This is a genomic window from Streptomyces filamentosus (assembly GCF_014654895.1).
GTDB classification, from domain to species: Bacteria; Actinomycetota; Actinomycetes; order Streptomycetales; family Streptomycetaceae; genus Streptomyces; species Streptomyces filamentosus.
On record NZ_BNBE01000002.1, the window covers coordinates 694,649 to 712,536 of the forward strand.

Annotated in this window: 17 protein-coding genes and 1 pseudogene; 9 read left to right on the top strand and 9 right to left on the bottom strand. The window is 75.4% G+C overall.

Annotated features, from left to right (window positions below; translation table 11 throughout):
• The 4 genes from IE326_RS22065 to IE326_RS22080 all read right to left on the bottom strand — a co-directional run bounded on the left by IE326_RS22065 (window position 1) and on the right by IE326_RS22080 (window position 3,517).
• A complete protein-coding gene (locus IE326_RS22065; protein WP_373310248.1) occupies window positions 1-687 on the bottom strand; it encodes a restriction endonuclease in 687 nt (228 codons plus the stop codon).
• A complete protein-coding gene (locus tag IE326_RS22070) occupies window positions 684-893 on the bottom strand; it encodes a hypothetical protein (protein WP_190042729.1) in 210 nt (69 codons plus the stop codon). Before IE326_RS22070 ends, IE326_RS22065 begins: the two co-directional genes overlap by 4 nt.
• 136 nt (window positions 894-1,029) lie before the next feature.
• Entirely contained in the window at window positions 1,030-2,604 is a 1,575-nt protein-coding gene (locus IE326_RS22075; RefSeq protein WP_190042730.1) for an alpha/beta hydrolase, read from the bottom strand.
• Between the two features lie 70 nt (window positions 2,605-2,674).
• Entirely contained in the window at window positions 2,675-3,517 is an 843-nt protein-coding gene (locus IE326_RS22080; RefSeq protein WP_190042731.1) for an alpha/beta fold hydrolase, read from the bottom strand.
• Between the two features lie 208 nt (window positions 3,518-3,725).
• Between IE326_RS22080 and IE326_RS22085 the strand changes: the two genes are divergently transcribed.
• Entirely contained in the window at window positions 3,726-4,028 is a 303-nt protein-coding gene (locus IE326_RS22085; protein WP_150226485.1) for a hypothetical protein, read from the top strand.
• A 46-nt stretch (window positions 4,029-4,074) separates the two neighbouring features.
• On the opposite strand, the gene IE326_RS40890 is transcribed toward IE326_RS22085, so the two are convergent.
• Window positions 4,075-5,106 carry a methyltransferase domain-containing protein gene (locus tag IE326_RS40890; protein ID WP_229915564.1) on the bottom strand — a complete coding sequence of 344 codons (1,032 nt, stop codon included), beginning with the start codon at window positions 5,104-5,106 and terminating at the stop codon, window positions 4,075-4,077.
• Between the two features lie 415 nt (window positions 5,107-5,521).
• Between IE326_RS40890 and IE326_RS22100 the strand changes: the two genes are divergently transcribed.
• From IE326_RS22100 to IE326_RS22110, 3 genes are all read left to right on the top strand, one after another.
• On the top strand, window positions 5,522-7,558 hold the full coding sequence (locus IE326_RS22100) for an ABC transporter ATP-binding protein (RefSeq protein WP_229915565.1): 2,037 nt from the start codon (window positions 5,522-5,524) through the stop codon (window positions 7,556-7,558).
• Complete coding sequence (locus IE326_RS22105; protein WP_190042733.1) at window positions 7,555-8,415, top strand: class I SAM-dependent methyltransferase; 861 nt, start codon at window positions 7,555-7,557, stop codon at window positions 8,413-8,415. The genes IE326_RS22100 and IE326_RS22105 overlap by 4 nt, the downstream gene beginning before the upstream one ends.
• Before the next feature lie 207 nt (window positions 8,416-8,622).
• Complete coding sequence (locus IE326_RS22110; RefSeq protein WP_190042734.1) at window positions 8,623-10,179, top strand: glycoside hydrolase family 43 protein; 1,557 nt, start codon at window positions 8,623-8,625, stop codon at window positions 10,177-10,179.
• Here the strand turns inward: IE326_RS22110 and IE326_RS22115 are convergent.
• The gene (locus IE326_RS22115; protein WP_190042735.1) at window positions 10,116-10,439 is read right to left on the bottom strand and encodes a hypothetical protein; all 324 of its coding nucleotides are present in this window, start codon (window positions 10,437-10,439) and stop codon (window positions 10,116-10,118) included. The two genes, IE326_RS22110 and IE326_RS22115, sit on opposite strands and share 64 nt — an antisense overlap.
• Window positions 10,440-10,541: 102 nt before the next feature.
• On the opposite strand from IE326_RS22115, the gene IE326_RS22120 reads away from it, so the two are divergent.
• Entirely contained in the window at window positions 10,542-11,279 is a 738-nt protein-coding gene (locus tag IE326_RS22120; protein WP_190042736.1) for an NUDIX hydrolase, read from the top strand.
• Window positions 11,280-11,429: 150 nt separating this feature from the next.
• Window positions 11,430-12,185, top strand: a complete 756-nt coding sequence (locus tag IE326_RS22125; protein WP_190042737.1) for a dienelactone hydrolase family protein — start codon at window positions 11,430-11,432, stop codon at window positions 12,183-12,185.
• 94 nt (window positions 12,186-12,279) lie between these two features.
• Here IE326_RS22125 and IE326_RS22130 read toward each other — a convergent pair whose 3' ends face one another.
• Window positions 12,280-14,052, bottom strand: coding sequence for a hypothetical protein (locus tag IE326_RS22130; protein WP_190042738.1), 1,773 nt, complete (start codon window positions 14,050-14,052; stop codon window positions 12,280-12,282).
• Window positions 14,053-14,504: 452 nt separating this feature from the next.
• Here IE326_RS22130 and IE326_RS22135 point away from each other — a divergent pair, with 452 nt between their 5' ends.
• The gene (locus tag IE326_RS22135) at window positions 14,505-14,693 is read left to right on the top strand and encodes a hypothetical protein (RefSeq protein WP_150226492.1); all 189 of its coding nucleotides are present in this window, start codon (window positions 14,505-14,507) and stop codon (window positions 14,691-14,693) included.
• Window positions 14,694-14,989: 296 nt separating this feature from the next.
• Here the strand turns inward: IE326_RS22135 and IE326_RS41900 are convergent.
• Window positions 14,990-15,208 (bottom strand): annotated as a pseudogene (locus IE326_RS41900) (YybH family protein); the annotation flags it as partial.
• A gap of 314 nt (window positions 15,209-15,522) precedes the next feature.
• Here IE326_RS41900 and IE326_RS40895 point away from each other — a divergent pair.
• A complete protein-coding gene (locus tag IE326_RS40895) occupies window positions 15,523-15,807 on the top strand; it encodes a DUF3103 family protein (protein WP_373310249.1) in 285 nt (94 codons plus the stop codon).
• Between the two features lie 93 nt (window positions 15,808-15,900).
• Here the strand turns inward: IE326_RS40895 and IE326_RS22150 are convergent, their stop codons facing one another.
• A complete protein-coding gene (locus IE326_RS22150; RefSeq protein WP_190042740.1) occupies window positions 15,901-16,974 on the bottom strand; it encodes a ParB/Srx family N-terminal domain-containing protein in 1,074 nt (357 codons plus the stop codon).
• Between the two features lie 186 nt (window positions 16,975-17,160).
• Here IE326_RS22150 and IE326_RS22155 point away from each other — a divergent pair, with 186 nt between their 5' ends.
• Window positions 17,161-17,874, top strand: a complete 714-nt coding sequence (locus tag IE326_RS22155) for a 2-phosphosulfolactate phosphatase (protein ID WP_190042741.1) — start codon at window positions 17,161-17,163, stop codon at window positions 17,872-17,874.
• The last annotated feature ends 14 nt before the right edge of the window (window positions 17,875-17,888 follow it).

The window sequence follows — 17,888 nt, forward strand, 5'->3', positions numbered from 1 at the left end:
TCAGGAGCCCGGGGAGGGGCGGCGCGGGGAGGGCAGTCCTCCCAGTAGCTCCCACAGCGGAGTGGATCCGGCAGCCCACGCGGCGAGGAGGTGCCGGTCCACCAGGTGGAGCCTCTGGGAGCGGGCGAAGTCGACGGCGTTGGCCGTGAACCGGCCGTTGGTGACCAGCACGACGACGTCGCCGTGGTGGACGGGGCGGCCGGTGCCGTTGAGGACGTGCAGGTCCGGCGTCCCGACCGCGGCGCCGTCCGCCCCGGCCCTGCGGTGCTTGCACTGGATGACCCACAGGCGTCCGAAGGGGTCCATGGCCTTCACATCGGCCCCGTTGTCACCGGCTCCGCCGACCCGGTCTGCCCGCGCGCAGCCGTCGCGCCGCATCAGGTCCCTCACGGCGTCCTCGAACTGCCGGTGGTGCAGGGCGTCGATCTGCGGCATCGCGTACCGCAGCCCCCGTTCCCGTACCCGCTCCCACCGGGCGGCCTCCCGCCGTCGGTACACCCACCCGGCAGCACCCGTCGCCAGCACCAATCCGCATACCACCAGCACCCAAGGATGCGCGACCAGCCACCGCAGCACCCCGACCGCCACCACACCGCCCACCAGGATCCCGCCCCACTCCCCGCCAGGAGCCCGCGCCGTCCGCCGCGCGGCCGGCCGACGCCGGCGCGGCCCGGACCGCGGGCTCACAGGCCGATCCCCGAAACGCCCCGGACGAGTCGGCCGATCCCGTCGAAGACGCTCTGGCCCACGGGAGTGGGCGCGATCAGGATCCCCAGCACCAGGACGAGGAGGGCGGTGTTGCGCTCCTCGGCCCGGCTCCTGGCCTGGGTCCTGCGCCGCAGCCTCATCACCACGATGACCGCGAGCAGCACCGCCACGTTGATCGTCAGCATGGGACCAGTGCACCGGGCCACGCGGTCGGTCCGCAGCCGGACGGGAAAGGATGGCGAGAACGCCGTGGGGCCTGTCCGGTTGCCGCCCGGACACCCGTTCGCCCAGGTCACGGGGGCCACCGGAGTTCCCCGAAGGTCACCGGCACAGCACGTCGGTGGCGGGCCGTTCCCCGGTCAGGAGGAAGCGGGTGACGGTCCGGTCGCCGCAGGCGTTGCCCGTGCCGCCGGCGGCGACCAGGTACGAGCCGTGGCCGCCGCGGTCGACGGAGACCATCCGGGCGCGGGGGCCGAGCGCCTCGCGCATCTTCAGGCCGGAGGAGTGCGGGGTGGACGGGTCCCGCAGGTTCTGGATCATCAGGATGTTCGAGGGGCCGTTCCCGGTGAGCCGGACCGGTTTCTCCACGGCGCCGCCCTTCCAGAAGGCGCAGGGGGTGACGTTGACGGGCATGCCGCCGGTGAGGGGGTGCCGGATCCGGTCGGCGGCGACCGCCCGGGCGTACGCGGGGACGGAACGGGGCCAGTCGACGTCGTTGCACACCACGCCCACGGTGACGGCCGCGGCCTCGTCCGGCATCGCCCCGGAGAGCTCGGGCGGCAGCACGGGCACGGCCGCCGGGTCGAGGGCCTGGCCGGCGAGCCGGGCGAAGGCCGGGAAGGCCGCGTCGGAGTAGAGGGCGGACTGGAGCGCCTGCCGGAAGGCGGCGCCGGTGAGCGGGGCGCCGGGCACGGCGGTGGCGCGGGGCTCCCGGTCGAGCCGCGCGGCGAGGCCGAGCACGAGGGTCCGCACGTCCGCGGGGCGGTCGGCGAGGCGCAGTCCCTCCGCCTCCCGGTCCGGGTGGGCGGCCCAGGCGGCGAAGTCCGGGAAGCGGTCGTCGGCGCCCTTCGCCATGTCGGCGAGCCAGCCGTACGCGACCCGGCGCGGGTCCGGGTCGGCGCTGCTGTCCAGGACCCAGCGGTCGGTGCGCCCGGGGTGCTCCTGCGCGTACCGGGCGGCGACGTAGGTGCCGTACGAGTTGGCCCACGCCGACAGCTTCTCCTCGCCGAGCGCCTGCCGCAGGAGCTCCATGTCCCGGACCTGGTCGGCGGTGGTGAGGCTCCGCAGCATCGCCCCGCCGTTCCGGGCGCAGGCGTCGGCGACGCGCCGTGCCCGGTCGGCGTTGGCGCCGGTCGAGCCGTCCGCGGCGGGCCAGGACCGCAGGGTCACCATCCACCGGTCCTCCTCGGCGAGCCCGCACCGGGCCTTCGCGGACCCGCCGACCCCGCGCGGGTCGAAGGCCACCAGGTCGTACGCCCCGCCGGTCTCCTCCGCGAGCGCGGGCCCCTTCTGCGCGAGCCGTTGCAGGCCGGGGCTGCCGGGCCCGCCCGGGATGACGAGCAGGGTCCCGCGGCGTGCCCCGGGCCGTCCGGCGGCCAGCCGGGAGACGGCGAGTTCGATGCGGGGCCCGGTGGGGTCGACGTGGTCGAGCGGCACGGAGAGGCGTGCGCACCGCTGCCCGTCGGCCGGCTTCACGGAGGCGGGACAGTCGCCCCACTGGAGCGCGCCACCGGCGGAGGCGACAGCGGTGGCGGTCGTACGGGGGCGGGGGGCGGTCTCGGTGGCGGCGGCGGTGCCGCCGGAGGCGACGAGACCGGTCCCCGCGACGACGGAGACGGCGAGGGAGACGGGCAGGACGGAAGCGGCAAGGGGCTTGTGCGCGGGGCGTGTTGTCATGCCCCCAGCCTTCCGCCCGACGCCCCGTCACCCCATCCGGCGTCCGGGCCCATCCGGGGTGGGGCCACCCCTACCGGCCGTGTCCCGGCTCTCCCCGGCCGGCCGGCCCGTCGTCGAGGAACGCCCGTACGGCGGGCGGCAGCAGCGGGGAGAGCATCAGGTCGTAGTGCGTGGCGCCGGGGAGGACCGCCAGGCGTGCGGCGGGGCGGTCGCCGCCGTCCCATCCCGGGTCCTTCAGACCGCCGCCGAGGAGGCCGAAGAACTCGACCATGTGCGCGGGACGGACGGCGTCCCCGTCGCCGAAGACGAGCAGCACGGGCGCGGTGACGCCCGTGATCTCCGCGCTCCAGTCGAAGTCCCGCCGGTTCATCGCGGCGACCTTCCCGACCAGCGTCGGCCAGTCCTCGACGCGGGGCGCGATCCGCGCGTACAGCTCGTACATGGGCGATTGCTTCATCGCCTCCGCCGCGCCCTCGTCCATCATGTCCATCTGCGCGGTCACCTCGGGGAACCAGCCCGTGCGCCGCGCCGGCATCGACACCACGACGAGCCGCCGCACCAGGCCGGGGTGCTGGATCGCCAGGCGCATGGCGGTGCCCGCGCCGAGCGAGTAGCCGAGGACGTCCGCCGCCTCCCCGCCGAGGTGCCGGAGGAGTCCTGCCACGTCGTCGGCCAGCGCCTCCACCGTCATCGGCAGGCCGGCGACGTCCGGCGTCCGTCCGTGTCCTCGCAGGTCCACGGTGATCACCCGCCGGCCCTCGCCGACCCCCGCGGCCAGCAGCGGCGCGAACATCTCCCCGGCGCCGAACCCGCCGTGCAGGAGGACGAGCGGCGCCCCGTCCGCCCCGGGGCCGGTGGCGGAGGCGTGCTCCTCGAAGTACAGGGACACTCCGTCGACGTCGGCGTAGGGCATCTCTTCGGTCTCCTCGGGTCGTGGCTGTGCGGGCGTACGAAAGGAAGACGGCTCCCGCGACCGAAACTCATCGGGGTGGCGCGTACGGGATGGTCACGGTGGTCCTGGAGAGTGAAACCGCCCCGTCGGAGTGGATCTTGGAAGGGGCGTCGCGATAGCTGTGGAGCGAGCCCGCGCCGACGCGGGAGCATCTGTGGTGAGGACGGTCATGCGTACACGAGCGGTACTTGTCTCCCTGATCGCGGCGGGTTCGATGCTGGGCCTGGCCGCGCCCGCCCAGGCCGCCGCCTCCGGCGACGTCGTCGTGTTCTCCACGGAGGCGCAGCCGCTGGACGTCTACCGGGACCCGGCCGGCTGCCGGCAGCTGCCCACGGTCGCGCACGTCCTGACGAACCAGACCGACGGCCCGGTGCGGGTCTACGGCAACCCGTTCTGTCTCGGCCCCTCGCTGGTCGTCCAGCCCGGGTACGGCACCCACGTGCCGGGTGGCGCGGGCTCCTTCTCCGCCTGACCGACCGCCCCGCCCACCGGCCGCCCCTCGACCGACGGTCTTGCCGTCACCGGTCGGGTACGGTCCCGGAAGGCGCCCCGGACCGCCGCGGTCCGGGGCGCCTCGGCGTCTCCCGGGGGCCGTCCGCCGCCTCCTGCGGACCGGCGGGGTGCCACGGGGCGTCCGGCCGGGTGGCCACGGCGCCGGCGGTCAGCCGGAGCGCGTACACCGGCCGTTCGCCGGGGACCGGCCCGAGGTAGTCGTGTCCGGTCATGTGGCACCAGGCGGGCAGGTCGAGCGGGGCGGCCGGGTCGGTCGCGACGACGTGCACGACGGTGCCCGGGGCCGCGTCGTCGATCTGCTTGCGCAGGCGCAGCAGGAGGGTGACGCAGAGCAGTCCCGTGCCGTCGACGGTGATGTCCGGAGCGGCGGCGACCGGCGGCAGGCTCTGGGTGACGCGCCACAGGCGGCGGGGCGGGTCGCCCTCCTCGAAGGCGTGGACCTCGTCGAGGGTCCAGCCCTCCGCGAGGGCGTCGGCCAGGTCGCGGGGGAGGAACCGCGCGGCGGAACCGCCGTGTTCGCGGCTGTCGCCGCCGTGCGGGATCCCGCCGCCGCCGTGGGCGTCGCCGGTGTGCCGCACGGTGTGGACGAAGGTGCCGCCCGGCCGCAGGACGCGGCGGACCTCGCCGGCCAGGGCTCGGATCTCCCCGGTGGACAGGGCCGTGGCCGGCGGCATGTGGGCGAAGACCGCGTCGACGGAGTCGTCCGGCAGCGGCAGCGGGTCCCGTACGTCGTACGCCTCGGCCGTCACCCGCCCGTCCACGCCCTGCCGCACGGCCGCCGCGCGCAGCCGCTCCGGGCCGGTGGCGGAGAAGCAGGTGGCCCGGACGGCGAACCCCTCCCGTGCGAAGTACAGGGCGTCGCGCCCGTGGCCCGAGCCGAGTTCGAGGACGTCCCGGGCGCCGGCCGCGCGGAAGACGGCGGCCGCGTGGGCCGCCGGCGCGGACGGCCGCCCTCCGTCCGTCCCGGGGTGCGCCGCGCAGGTGTCCTGCCCGTGCGCCCGCCGCGCCTCGGCCGGTCCCTGTCCGTCGTCCGTCACGTTCCGCTTCCCCACCGCTCTTGGCCCTGTTCCCGGGCCTGTTACCGGTCCTGTTCCCGGACCCGGTCCCGTCCGCGCCGGACGCACGACCGTCCGGCGCCCCCTCCGGCCGCCGCCTCCCATCATCCATGATCCCCGCGCGCGCCCGGCGGCCGCCGGTACACCCGAGTCCAGCGCGTCCACCGTGTCCGCCCGTCCGTCACCGGGCGGCTCTCCTCGGCCCTCGGCGATTCGGCCACGCCCCGTGTCCGTGCCGGTCCCCGCCCCGCACGGATCGATGCACACGACACGAACACGCTTCCGCCTGCCGCCTGGGTTCGAACGCCGTCCGAATCACATGTTCTCGCCGCGGCCTTCCCCCTCGTTGAACCGACCGACACCCCGAAACCCCCAACTCACCTCCCTGGAGGCCCTGTTGCATCCTCTTCCCACCGCTTCCGGCGGGGCGGTCCCCCCGCCCCGCACCGCGACGCTCGATCTGCCGCCCCGGCGCCTGTCCACCGGATCGGAGGACGGGGACATCGCCGAGGAGATGGAGGAGGCGTACTGGTCCGTCCACGACGGGGCCGCCGCGCAGGCCGGCGTCCGGGAGATCCTCGGCCGGCTGCCTCGGATCACCCGCCGGATCGGGCTGCTCGCCTGGCGGGCCGACGCGCGCGCCACCCTCGCCGTCGTGGTGTGCCAGCTCGCGTCCGCCGCCATGACCGCCTTCGGGCTCGTCGCCTCGGTGGCGGTGCTGCGGGAGCTGTTCGCCCAGGGGCCGACGCCCGACCGGGTCGGGGCCGCCGTCCCGCGGATCCTGCTCGTCGTCCTCTTCCTCGCCCTGCGGGCTGTGATGGAGGCGGGGGTCGCGGCGGCGCAGGCCCGGGTCACCCCGAAGGTCAGGACCGCGCTGGAGAAGGAGCTCTTCCGGCTGACGGCGCACGTGCGGCTGGAGGCGGTGGAGGACGCCGACTGGCACGACGAGGTGTTCCGCGCCCACGACCGCGGGCTGTTCTACGCCCGCGAGCTGGTCGGCCAGGTCGTCTCGCTCGCCTCCGCCGCCCTCGGCCTGGCCGGCACCGCCGGCGTCCTCGGCCTCCTGCACCCCGCCCTGCTGCCGCTGATGCTGCTGTCCGTGCTGCCGGTCGGCGCGGCGGCGGTCCGCAGCGCCCGGGCCCGTTTCCACTCCTTCAAGCGGTGGAACGCCCTCCAGCGCCGGGTCCGGGTCTTCACCTGGCTGCTGCTCGACCAGGACGCCGCCGCCGAGGTGCGCTCCGACACCGTGCAGACGGCCCTGCTGGACGAGCACGACCGGCTGATCACCCGGATCGCCGCGGAGGACACCCGGCTCCGCACGCAGGCGGCCTGGCTGCACCTGGCCGGCCGGGGGCTCGGCGGTCTGGGCACCGGCGTCACCTACGGCGCGCTCGCCGCCATGCTGGTGGCCGGCTGGCTCCCCCTCGCGGCCGGCGCGGGCGCGGTCCTCGCCGTCCAGACCGGGCAGACCGCGCTGACCCGGCTGGTGGAGGTCGCCCACCTGGTGTACGAGCACGCCCTGTGGGTGTCGGACCTGGAAGCCGTACTGGAACGGTGCCGGGGCCTCCAGATGCGCACCGGCGAGGTGCCGGCGCCCGAGCACGTCGGGGCGATCCGGCTGGAGGACGTGTCGTTCACCTACCGGGGAAAGACGGAACCGGCCCTGTCGGGGGTGTCGATGACGCTCAGGGCGGGCGAGACGGTCGCCTTCGTCGGTTCGAACGGCGGCGGCAAGACGACGGCGTCGAAGCTCCTGGCCGGCCTGTACGAGGCGCAGGAGGGCACCATCCGCTGGGACGGCCTCGACGTGCGGGAGATGGACGCCGCGTCCCTCCAGCGGCAGGTCGCGTTCGTCCTCCAGGAGCCCGTACGGTTCCCCTTCAGCGCCCTGGCCAACGTCACCGCGGCCACCGGAAGCCTCACCGAGGCCGACCCGGAGCGGGCCCTGGCCGCCGTCCGGGCCTCCGGCGCCGACCAGGTCGTCGCGCGGCTTCCGGAGCAGTGGGGCACGCCGCTGTCCAAGCGGTTCCGCGGCGGCCAGGACCTCTCCGGCGGCCAGTGGGCCAAGATCGCCGTCGCCCGCGGCCTGTACAACGACGCTCCGCTGCTGCTCCTCGACGAACCGACCGCGAGCATGGACCCGCCGTCCGAGCACGCCGTGTACGAGGCGGTCCTGCGCGACCGGCCGCGCGAGGACCGGATCACCGTCCTCATCTCCCACCGGCTCGCCAGTGTCGTCGGCTGCGACCGGATCTACGTCTTCGACGCAGGCCGGATCGTCGAGGAGGGCTCCCACGAGGAACTCATGGCGCACGACGGCCTGTACGCGCACATGTTCACCCTCCAGGCGGCCGGATACCAGCCGTCCGGGGGCGGCCCGGCCCTCACCGACCCCAGCCCCGACCCCAGCAGCACCGAAGGAGCGGCCCGATGACGGACGAGACGACCGGCACGGCCGAGAGGGGCGCGCCCGGCACCACCGCCGGACCGACGGCCCCCGTGCCCGACTTCGCGGCCGTCGGCGCCGCCTACGACGCGTACGGGCGCAGCGCGCGGGGCCGGCTGCGGCACGACCTCGTGCACCGGCGGCTGGGGGCGGAGCTCCCGGAGCGTCCGGTCCGGGTCCTGGACGCCGGGTGCGGGGACGGCGAGACGACGCTGCGGCTCGCCGCGGCCGGGCACGAGGTGACCGCCGTGGACGCCTCCGCCGGCATGCTCGCGGCCGCGGCCCGCCGTCTGGCCGCCGACGCGGGACCGGAGGCGCGGGTGCGTTTCCTCCGCGCGGACGTCGAGGTCCTGACGGCCGAGGAACTGGGCACCGACGAGCCGTTCGACGCGGTGTGCTGCCACGGCGTCCTGATGTACCTGGACCGGCCGGACGAGGCGGTCGCCCGGCTGGCCGGGCTCGTGGCGGAGCAGGGCCTGCTCAGCGTCCTGACGAAGAACCGCCGCGCGATCGGCTTCCGCGAGGCCCTGCGCGGCGACCACGCGGCGGCGCTCGGCCTCATCGCCTCCGGCACGGACACGAGCACCGGCCGCCTCGGCCTCCGCACCCGCGGCGACAGCGCCGGGGACCTCGACCGGCTCGCCGCGGAGAACGGGCTGCGCCCCCTGCCCTGGCAGGGCGTACGCGTCCTCAACGACCACCGCGAGGACTGGGCGCCCGGCCCGGAGGAGTACGCCGCGGCCCTGGAGGCGGAGTGGGCGGCCTCGTCCCGCGACCCGTACCGCCGACTCGCCCCGCTCGTCCACGCGCTCGCCCGCCGCGTACGAGAACCGAGCGGCACGTGACGGCGCCGTACGCCCCGCACGAAGGAACGGGCGAGCGCGCGGAGCCGTGAGACGAAGCGCTTCGCCTCCTCCGGCGGGACAGGGGTACAGCCCGCTCCAACTCGCCCTTCCCGCAAGGGGTTTCCGGGAGATCATCTCTTGACCGGCCGCCGGGCGCGTGTCAACGTCGAAGCGCTTCACCTCCCCCCTCCGAAAGGAACCGCCGAGGTGTCCGACGAGCACGCGCCCGCGCGCCCCGCCCATCCCGTCCTCCCCGGCTTCCACCCGGACCCCAGCGTCTGCCGGGTCGGGGAGGACTACTACCTCGCCTGCTCCAGCTTCGAGTACTTCCCCGGCGTTCCGCTCTTCCACAGCCGGGACCTGGTGCACTGGACGCAGATCGGCAGCGCCCTGGACCGGCCCGGGCAGCTCCGGCTGCCGCCGGACACCCCCTCGTCGGGCGGGCTGTACGCGCCGACCCTGCGCCACCACGACGGACGGTTCTGGCTGGCCGTCACCAACGTCACCCCCGGCGAGGGCAACCTCCTCCTCACCGCCACCGACCCGGCCGGCCCCTGGTCCGACCCGGTCCGCCTCCCCGGCGTCCCCGGCATCGACCCGGACCTGGCCTGGGACGAGGACGGCACCTGCTGGTGCACGGTCGCCGGCGTCTCGCAGGTGCGGATCGACCCGGCGACCGGCCGCGCCCTCGGCGAGCCCCGGCCCGTGTGGTCCGGCACCCCGGGGGCGAGCGCGCCCGAGGCCCCGCACCTCTACCGCATCGGCGGGCACTGGTACCTGATGATCGCCGAGGGCGGCACCGAGCGCGGTCACGGCGTGTCCATCGCCCGCGGCCCCGCGCCCGACGGCCCCTTCGAGCCGTGCCCCGCCAATCCGATCCTCACCCACCGCGGCACCGGCCACCCGGTCCAGAACACCGGCCACGCCGACCTCGTGCAGGCCCCGGACGGCTCCTGGTGGATGGTGCTCCTCGGCGTCCGCCCCCGGGGCGGCACGCCCGGCTGGCACGTCCTGGGCCGGGAGACCTTCCTCGCCCCCGTCACCTGGGAGGACGGCTGGCCCGTGGTCGGCGAACTCGGTCCCGAGCCGACGGGGTTGCCGTGGCCCCTGCACCCCGTCCCGGCCCCGGCGGTCCGGGACGACTTCGACGCCCCCGAACTCGCCCCGGCCTGGCTCTCGCTGCGGGACCGGCCGTCCGGGCACGTCACCACGGAGGAGCGCCCCGGCTGGCTGACCCTGCGGGCGCGCGGCGGCTCCCTGGACGACCTCGACGCCGTCCTCCTCGGCCGCCGCCAGCAGCACCACTCCTTCCGCGCCCGCACCCTCCTCGACCCCGCCGAGGGCTCCGGGGGCCTCGCGGTCCGCCTCGACGACCGGCACCACTACGCCGTCGAGGCCACCGCCGGCGGAACCGTCCGCGTGATCGCCCGGGTCGGCTCCCTGCGTACGGTCGCGGCCGAACTCCCGCTCCCCCCGGGCCCCGTCGTCCTCACCGTCCGCACCGGGGAACCGCCGCTCCCCGGCGACCCGCGCACCGGCCCCGACTCCCTCGTCCTCGGCGTCGAGACGACGGACGGCACGGCGACCGAACTCGCCTCCCTGGACGGCCGCTACCTGTCCACCGAGGTCGCCGGGGGCTTCACCGGCCGCGTGGTCTGCCTGTACGCCGCCACCGGCACCGTGCGCTTCGACTGGTTCGACTACGCCCCCGCGTCCCCCGCCGGCCCGGGGGTCCGCCCGGAGCCGAGGGGACGGAGGTCGTAGAGGTAGGAGCGGTCGTCTTTGAAGCTGCGCCAGACGGTGGCCTGGGGTTCGGGTTCGTCGGCGCGGCCGTCGAGGGGGTGGGCGGTGACGAGGCCGTCGGCGATCTCGCAGTGCCAGCCGTCGGCCGGCGACCAGACGCACCACACCTCCCCGTCCGTTCGACGGTAGGCGGGGCGGCCGTCGCGCTCGCCGACGCGCTCGAAGTCGTAGCGGAGCCCGTCCATGTGGCGCACGAAGGTGAAGGATGCGAGTGTCGTCATGCTTTCGGCACTGTACGGGGGCGACGCCGCCGGCGGCCACGCAGTTCCGGCGCCGCCGTCCGCCGGACGGTGGCCGGTCCGTCCCCTCCAGGAGGTGCCCCCATGACCGGACTTCTCCCCGTCGAGTTCCTCGACACCGCCGGGATCACGTTCGCCGCGCATCCGCCGCCGGCCCTCACCCCTCGGGAGCGGGTCGAGGTGGACCGGCTCTGGCAGGAGACCCGGGCGGGCAACCCCGCCGCGTTCGACGGCCCGATCGCCGCCGCCCTCGGGGTGGACCGCCCCCGCGCCGGGGAGCTGGTGGTGCGGTGGGCCCCGGCGACGTACCGGATGCGGGCCCTCCGGCGCCTCCGCCCGCCCGGTCGGGTCCCCGGCTCCCTGTACGTCACCGCGCTCGTCCCCACGGAGGGCGGCATCCTGATCGGCCGCGGCTCTCCCGGCACGGCGCACCCCGGCTGCTGGACGCTCCCCGGCGGGACGGTCGAACCGCCGCCCCCGGGGGAGGACCTGGACATCGCCGGGCTGCGCCGCCACGCCGTCCGCGAACTGCTGGAGGAGACCGGGACGCGGCTCCCCGCCGGGGAGTTGCGGCTGTGGGCCCTGACGCGGAGCAGGCGGTTCGGAAGCCTCGGCTTCCACTTCGCGTGCCCCGCCGCCGCCGAGGCTCTCGTCCGGCGCCGCCACGCGACCCTCGCCGGGACGCGGACCGCCCCCGCCCCGGAAACACCGCCGGAGCTCGACGCGCTCGCCTTCGTCACCTCACCGGACGAGGCCACGGACCTGGGGCCGACGGCCGACTACCTCCCCCAACTCCTCGGCAGGTACTTCGACTCCCGGTGACCTCGCAACACGGACGTTCCCGAGGAAGCCCGGCCGCGGAAGCCTTCCACCGAAGCCCGTGCGCAGGCGCAGGCGCAGGCGGTGCGCCGATCGTCTGCCGTCGGTGAACACCGGCCCGCGCGGGCGCACCGGTCCGTACCGTCCGATGACATGACGACAGTCACCACACCTACAGTCACCACCCGTACGGTCGCGTATCCGGCCGACGGCCTGACGATGACCGGACACCTGGCCCTCCCGGCCGGCACCGAGCGCCGGCCCGCGGTCCTGATCGGGCCCGAGGGAGTGGGGCTCAGTGACGTCGAGCGCCGCCGGGCCGAGGCGCTGGCCGAACTGGGTTACGTGGCGCTGGCCTTCGACCTGCACGGAGGGCGCTACCTGGACGACCCGGAGGAGATGCTGGCCCGCTGCATGCCGCTGCTCGCCGACCCGGACCGGATGCGGGGGATCGGTCACGCCGCGCTCGACGTGCTGCGCGCCGAACCCCGGGCCGACCTCGACCGGACCGCCGCCGTCGGCTACGGCACCGGGGGCGCGATCGCGCTGGAACTCGGCCGCGACGGCGTCGACCTGCGCGCGATCGGGACGGTCAACGGGCTGACCACGGGCCGTCCGGGCGAGGCGGCGCGGATCCGCTGCCCGGTGTGGGCCGGGGTCGGGTCGGAGGACCCGATCATGCCGCCCGCGCAGCGGGACGCGTTCGTCGCGGAGATGCGGGCCGCGGGCGTCGACTGGCGCCTCGTGGTCTACGGAGGGGCCCTGCACGCCTTCCACCACCCGCCGGTCGACCATCCCACGCCTCCCGGCGTCGGCCACCACCCCCGGCAGGCCCGGCGCGCCTGGCGTGACGTCGTCGCCCTGCTCGCCGAGTGCCTGCCCGTCACGGACGACCCGGCCGGTCCCTGACCCCCGGGCCCCGAGGAGCCGGCCGCGGGCGGCACACCGGCCCGTCCGGAGACTCCGGTGGCGACCCGGCGACCGCGTCGCCGTCACCGCCGGGTCACAGACGTCCTCCGAGCGAGAGGACGCGGTCGGCGAGGCGGCCGTGCAGGCGGCCGTCCGCGGTGGCGGCCTCGGCCAGCCAGTCGGCGGTGACGAGCAGTTCGGCGTGCTGGGCGATCCGCCCGGGGGGCAGGCCGCAGAACAGGGCGGCCCGGTCCAGGGGAAGGCCGGCCCCGTCCTGGGGGCCGAGGTGGCCGTCCGGGCGGGCGTGGGCGGCGGTGTACAGGGCCAGCAGGCGGGTGGCGGGGCCCAGCTTCTTCTTGCGGAGCTTCCGGTCGCCCACCACTTTCTGGGCCCAGCCGGAGAGCCGCGAGCGGTTGACCTTGCCCAGGCGGAACGCGCGGGGGCGGTCGGGCAGCAGTTCGGGGACGGTGAGGGGGGTGGCGTTCTCGGGACGGGAGGCCAGGGCCTCGTCGGGGGTGCAGGGCAGGTGCAGCCAGCCGGCGTCGACGAGCTGCCGGAGCACGCGTACGGCGTCGTCCTGGAGCCAGCCCGTGAGGTCCTGGCCCGTCACGTTCCCCGTGCCCGCCTGCGCGGCCCGCAGGGTGAGCATCAGCGTCACGAGCCGCGCCTCGGGTTCCGGGCACGGCGCGTGGGCGGCGACGTGCTCCACCACGACGCGGGCCAGCACGCCCTGCCCCCGGGTCAGCATCCGCTTCACGACGGAGCCGTCGCCGAGGAGCTGGCCGGTGCGGTTGGCCTGCATCTCGCGGGTGGTCCTGGCGGCCTCCTCGGCGCGGGCGGCGTCGTGGCGCAGGGAGTCGTCGTCGCTCGCGTCGGCCCACAGGCGGAAGGCCCTGGCCTTGCGGTCGTGGAGCTCGGCGAGGACGACGAGGTCGGGTTCGGCACTGCGCTGGTACGCCCTGAACGCGTCGCCGAGCTCGACGAGTTCGGTCCGCAAGGTCTCGGGGCCGAGGCCGTACGGAACCTCCCGCTGTGCGATCCTCCCCCAGGGCTTCGTCCGCAGGGGCCCGGGGCGCGGCGTGTAGACGCGGGGGCGGGAAAGGGGCGTCACCGGTTCCGGAGCCCGTGCCGGCTCGGGAGCCGGCGCGGGAGAGGGAGAGGGAGGAGGGGAGACGGCGGAGGCGGGGGAAGGAACGGGAGGAGGGGGCGGGAGCGGGGCGGCAGGAGGCGAAGGCGGGGGCGAGGAGGAGGGCCGGGGCGGGGGCGGGGCCTGGTCGGAGAACGTCGGCGTCATGCTGGTCACCGGCCGGGGCGCGGCGGCCGGGGTGCCCGTGTTCTCCCGGCTCCCGGCCTGCCGCCCGGGCGCCGTACGGGTCCCCCCGGCCGTACCGCTCGTACCCCCCGCACCGCCCGGTGCGGCGGTGTCGAGGACGCGGCAGCCGGGAGTGGCGGCGGCGCACCGCGCGCAGGTCTCCGCGATCCGCCACAGCCTCCCGGAGCGGTCCGCGTACGCCGTCAGCACCACCGGCCCCCCGCACCGCACCGCACCCGCGGCCGGCCGTGCCCCCTCGCGGCGTCCGGCGGGGGCGGCGGGGGCGTGCCACGCGCAGTCGACGGCGCGGCAGGCGCACCACACTCCGCTCCGGGGACCGCCGCCCGCCCTGATACCGGCCAGGTGCAGGTTGACGTGTTCGATCGCGGCCCGGCGTCCCGCCGCGGCGCCGCCCGGGATGCGCTGGTCGGCACAGGACGGGCGGGAGCAGGACAGCCGCACCACGCCGTCGGAGAGACGGCCGTGGGGGTCCAGCCGCACCGTCCACACCCGTCCCGCGACGCTCTCCTGCTGCGTGCCGGTCTCCACCGCCATGGCGCGTCCCTTCTCGTTGCTCGTTCCGTGCTCGATCCGTTGCCCCGGGCGGGTTCCATCATCGGGGATGCGGAAGTACGCGCCCTCACCCGACATTTCGGCACCGCGTTCGATCCGGAAAGCGGCGACGGGGACGGGTCGCCGCCCGCCTCCTTGGCACTCAGGAACGAATGCCGTTCATAAATCGGATCAATGGGTGGGAAAGCGCTCGCGCACGGCGGGGCGGAGAGGGAACGGAGGGGAGGCAGAAGGCGGGCACGGGGGTTGCACGACGGTCCGCCGGGGCCGATCGGACGGATGTCCGCACGACACTTATTCACTCGAAAGTGGCATGCCGCGCGGTCCCGGAAGGCCGCTCGGCCCCGGCACGGGTGACGCTCCGGAGGCCGTACCGCCGCGCACGCGGCCCGCGGCCGGACACGGCTGTCAGTGGACCCCCGTACAGTGAAGGCATGTCAACGCCCCACGACCCGTCCCTTCGCACGCCCGCGGCCCCCTGGATCAACGCGAGAATCCGGGAGCTGATGGACGAGCCGCGCAGTGAGGAGCGCACCGCCGAGTACCGGCGCCTGCTCGTGCTGTGGGCCGAGGCGACCGACCCCGTCGCGGGTCCCGGCCCGGAGTTCGTGACGGCGGCCTGAGCGGTCGGACGAGGACCGGAGAGCAGCCGAAGGGGAATCGGAGGGCGGTCGGGGAGTCGTCGGACGGCGATCAGGCCGGCTGGTCCTTGTCGGACGGGACCCAGATCCGCATGGTCGCCGGGTCGATCGGGATCGAGACGTGCTCGTGCGTGATCCGCCACGCCCGCCCGTCCTCCGGAGGCAGACGCTCTCCCGCACCCGGATCGCCCTCGGGTGCCCGCCCCTGCACTCCCCCGAGTCCAGATGGAGCATGGCGCGAACGCGGTGTCGTCGCCGGCCGCGAGGGTGAGATCGTGGGTCTCCAGGCCGACGGGGCCGGCGTACCCGTCGAACCAGCGCAGGAAGTTGCCGCGGATGGCGGCGGTCCCGGCGAACCGCAGCGGGGGCACGACGTCGTAGTAGACGACGTCGGGGGCGTAGCAGGACATGAGTCCGTCGATGTCCTTCGCCTGCTGGGCATCGGCGCGGCGCGCCGGGAACGCCCTGATCTCGGATGCGGACGCGCGGTCGGCCATGGCCGTCGGTGCTCCTTCGGCGGTGTTCCGTCACCGGGTACGACGGGACGGCCGGGCGGATGGTGAGGCGGGCGGGCGGATCGCGAGGCGGGCGGGCCGTGGGGCCGGACGAATCACGAGGCGGACGGACCACGAGGCCGGACAGATCACGAGACCGGGCGCACCTCACCATCCGGGGCGCCGCCCCGTCGTACGAGTGGCAGAGGATCCGGCCGAAGGGGCCGCACGACCATGACGAGCTTTTCGACCACGCCCGGCGCCGCCTCGACGCCGCCCGGACCCCACCGCCTTCGACAGCCCGACGGGCCCGGTTGGTGAGGGACTTCAAACAGGCGTGGGAAGCCGGCGACGTCTCCACCCTCATCGGGCTGCTCGATCCCGGCGCCGTCGCCGCGGTCCTGCTGACGATCACCGACCAGGGGGCCTGCATCCCGCTCGTCGACGCGGTCATCGACGCCGTGCCCGCCTCGTGGTGGACCGACGACCCCGATTACGTCGACTCCTTCTACGCCCTGGCCCGGGAGACCGCCGGCAGCCGGGTCGGCGCCGCCGGCAACGCCCGCATGACGGTCGAGCGGTACTACGTCTCCGCGCTCTGACGTTTCTCCCCCGCCCCTCTCCCCCGCCCACCCGGACGACAAGGGGCCCCGGACCGTGCGGTCCGGGGCCCCTTCGTCGCGCGGCGGTCCGGATCAGCCCAGGCCGTGGGTCCGCTTGTACTCCAGCGCATAGGCCAGCTTGCCGGGCTTGGCGTCGGCGTACGGCTTGCCCAGCTTGTCGAACTCGCCCTTGGTGGCGGCCTTCCCGCCGTTCCACTGCTCCAGCGCGCCGAGGCCGGCGGCGGTGAAGCCGCTGTCGACGACGGCGTCCCGGGGCAGCCCGGTCATCTTCCGGGTCAGGTCCTCGACGGTGGCGAGGTAGCTGCCGAGGTCGTCGCGGTTCCAGGCGGCCAGGTCGACCGGGCGGGCGTCGCGGACCCAGCTGCCCCAGTAGAACTCCTGGAACGGCAGGCCGTTCTGCTCGTAGCCGATGTCACGGCCGAAGTAGAGCAGGCTGCGGTACTCGTCGTTCTCGAAGTTCGCCAGGCCGACACCGGTCGGCAGCTTGTTCACTTTGACCGGGGCGCCCTCGGGGCCGCGCAGGTACACCCACTTGTTCTCCCGCATCCGGTCCCAGAAGTCCTTGCGGGTGAGGGTGCTGTAGTTGGCCAGCACCCGCAGGCGCACGTGCAGGTCCGCGCCGCCGTCCGGGGTCTCGAAGAACGAGGTCAGGGTGTGGTGGCCGTCGGTGAGGAACGGCTCGCCGCCGGGTCCGATCACCACGGTCTTCATCGGCGCGATGCTCTCGGCGGTCTCCGCGCCGACCGGCAGTTCGCAGGTGAAGGAGGACGGGTCGTCCAGGCGCGCGCCGGGCGCGGCCGACGCCGCCTCGCCGCGGCCGTCCGCCTCGCACCAGTCGTCGAACTTCTTGTTGACCGCGTCCTTGCCGAGCGTGTACCGGCCGAGCTTGTAGTACACCTCGTCGTAGCCCAGCGAGGGCTGCGTCGGGTGCACGTCGCCGATGCGGACGTCGAGCAGGTCGCCGGTCTCGGCACACAGGTACCGCGCGAACGGCGTGTTCCGGTTGTCGTGGCCGCAGAACGACGGCCGGGTGCCCGGCGCTCCGGGGGCGGCGTGCGCGACCGTCACGGTCGGCGCGGCCACCACCGCGGCGACGACGGCGGTGCCGAGTGCCGCGGTACGGCGGAACGGGGGTATCAGTCGCATGGCAGTCCTCGCATCGGGGCGTTTCCGTCCGCGAGCGTGCCAGCGGTCGGCCAACAACCGGGTCCGTGCCGGTGACTTCCCGGGAAACCCGCGCCGACGAACGCGGTGCGGACAACCGGACGCCGGTGGCGTGAAGTGCGTCACTCCCGATAAGAGTTCGGGTCGGGAGTGCGTGATCATGGCCGGATGGAGTCCCGTTTCCTCGGCATCGGTGAACTGGCCGGAGCCCCGGTCCCGTCCGTGGCGGTCGTCGTCGACGTGATGCGCGCCTACACCGTGGCCGCGTGGGCCTTCGCCCGGGGCGCGGAGCGGATCGTGCTCGCCGGGTCGCTGGACGAGGCCCTGGCCCTCAAGGCCCGCCATCCGGACTGGGTGGCGCTCAAGGACGGCCCCCCGGCGCCCGGCTTCGACGCCGTCAACTCTCCCGGGCTGCTGCGCTCGGCCGACCTCGGCGGGCGGACCGTCGTGCAGAAGACCACGGCGGGGACCGTCGGCGCCCTCGCGGTCAAGGACGCGTCGCTGGTGCTGTGCGCAGGCTTCGTGGTGGCGGAGGCCACGGCCCGGCTCCTGCGGGCCCGTGGCTGCGAGGACGTGACCTTCGTGGTGACCGGCGAGGACGGACGCGCCGACGAGGACCTGGCGTGCGCCCAGTACATCGCCCTGAGGGCCGCGGACGGCGGCGCGGAGACCGGTCCGGAGGAGTTCCTGCGCCGGGGCGGCGCCTCCCGGGCGGCCTGCGAGCTGACGGAGGGCGTACGCCAGGGGGTCCACCCCGATGACGTCGCGCTGTGCCTGGAGATCGACCGCTTCCCCTTCGCCATGGTGGCGGCCCGGGAAGGCTCGCTGATGGTGCTCCGCCCGTGCGCCGTGCCGTCCCCGGCCGGGGCGGCCCCGGCCTGACCCGACTCGCACAC